This is a genomic window from Wolbachia endosymbiont of Drosophila bocki (genome assembly GCF_028982005.1).
Taxonomy (GTDB): domain Bacteria; phylum Pseudomonadota; class Alphaproteobacteria; order Rickettsiales; family Anaplasmataceae; genus Wolbachia; species Wolbachia pipientis.
Window position 1 is genome coordinate 1 of the sequence record NZ_JAPQLG010000001.1, and the last position, 2004, is coordinate 2004.

The 2004-nt window shown below is 34.0% G+C and carries 2 protein-coding genes; one reads left to right on the plus strand and one right to left on the minus strand.

What is annotated here, in order from left to right; all coding sequences use genetic code 11:
- Positions 1 to 13: 13 nt before the first annotated feature.
- On the plus strand, positions 14 to 175 hold the full coding sequence (locus OZD61_RS00005; RefSeq protein WP_274979369.1) for a hypothetical protein: 162 nt from the start codon (positions 14 to 16) through the stop codon (positions 173 to 175).
- Positions 176 to 268: 93 nt separating this feature from the next.
- On the opposite strand, the gene OZD61_RS00010 is transcribed toward OZD61_RS00005, so the two are convergent.
- A complete protein-coding gene (locus OZD61_RS00010; RefSeq protein WP_274979370.1) occupies positions 269 to 1936 on the minus strand; it encodes a ComEC/Rec2 family competence protein in 1668 nt (555 codons plus the stop codon).
- Positions 1937 to 2004 lie beyond the last annotated feature (68 nt).

Consider the following 2004-nt stretch of genomic DNA (forward strand, 5'->3'; position numbering starts at 1 on the left):
AGCTTGCAAATGATTGTCCTTTCCTTCATTTCTCTCCTATTACGAAGATTTTAAACAGGTTCTAAGAGTAGCAATGGTACTTGCTATCGATATAGTACCAGAATACTTTCTTATAGAGCTCAAAATTCTACTGGGCTGGTCAGAAAGTTTTCTAAATCCTAAAAAATCAAAATAGTCTTTGAAAGGATCTTGAGTGTCTGTAACCATAACATTTTTCTAATTTAAACTTATTTAGGTATACATTAACCAAACCTTAAAATCAAGTTTCTTAATTTTTCAACATGTGCCAAGGCCTATTGGAGCGCATTATATTAATCTTTACGTAACGATTTCTTAACCAAACAGAATGTGTGCCATACGTTTCTAGATCAGCATGTTTAATAATTTTAGTGTTGCAAGCTGAATAGTCAAACTCACTTAATTGAATTGTTAAATCAACTTTATCACAATTTTCTGAAATATCTTCTTTTTTATAAGCTAGCAGCACTAATTTATTATTTCCTTTATTATATATGCAGCCATAATCGTTACACTTTAGCCTTTTATCTGGGTTGCTATATTTTGTATGATTCAAAATTTGGTTCTGTCCGTTTTGCTTCGCCCATGTTTTGACAACAAAGTTCCTATTTTTTCTGGTGAGAGAATATAGTAAGTTATCACTCTCCTTTGCAGCAACATTATCAGCATTTATCAAGATATCAGGAGTTCTATACATAGCACTAGAGAAAATACCCAGCACAATAAAGAAAATTCCGAAGAAACGCCAATTTCTTTCCCACAAGCACAGCCACAATAACCCAAATGTTATTATAATAATTGATGAGGCAGGAAAAGTACGAATGGGAATAACCAAATACTGAAGACTAGCGATTGGATTTGTTATATACAAAATACTGTCAATTGGGCGCTCTATAAATGGCGCTATAATCCATTCAATACCGAAAGGAATCAACAAAACATAGATTATTCCAAGTGGAATAATAATTAATGTAACTATTGGTATAGCAACTAAATTTGTGATAATGCCACTAATTGAAAAATAATTAAAATTATATATCGTATACGGAACAGTTGCTAAACTTGCTATTACTGAGCTGATCATTATCGACACAAAATATTTCATTATTTTTATTTTGAATAATTTGTTGGCATTAATCTGATAACTGGCAACCAGTGCCAAAACAGCAGAAAATGACATCTGAAAGCCAGGCTTTAAAATTGCTTCTGGTTCTACTGAGAGTATCACTGAAGCAGCAAACGCAATTGCTGTTAACCCTCGATATTTTCTCTCTATCATTATTGCAACGAGTACTAAAATCACCATGATGTAGGCACGCTGAGCAGAAATTTGCATACCGGTAATCAACAAATAAAACGTGGTTGGCAAGATAGTAAGGAATGCAGATATTTTCTTGGTGTTATACTTAAGAGTCAAAGTTTCAGATATTGCGAATAAATTACGAAACACTACAAAAAACAGACCAGCAACGAATGATAAATGCAAACCAGATATGGCAAACAAATGTGCTATACCTGAATCTCGTATCGCGTCCATAGTTTTTTGATCTATGCCATCTTTTTTACCGATCAGTAATGCAGAGATTATATCCGCATGTGGTTTCTTGATATTTTGCTGCAGGTTTTCATAAATATATTGACGGAAAGATTCTATATACTCTAGAAATTGCCTTGCTTCAGCCTTTTTGTGCAGGGCTATTTTGCTTGTTGCAAAGCCTGTTGCACTTATTTTCTGGTAATATGCTATTCTTGCAAAATCGTATGCATACTCCGAGGGCGCAATCTTTAGAGGGAAGAGTTTTGCTGATAATTTTACTTGATCGCCTATTTTAATGCCTTTTTCCACTTTGGTTCTAACTGATATTCTGATGTTATCTAGAGCTCTATCCGGTGTCATTCCAGCGCGTGACTCTGGAATGGCTTTGTTGCATAGGAACTGAAAAAATCTGGTGGCTACTGACAAAATTCATTATAAAATAGCCATTT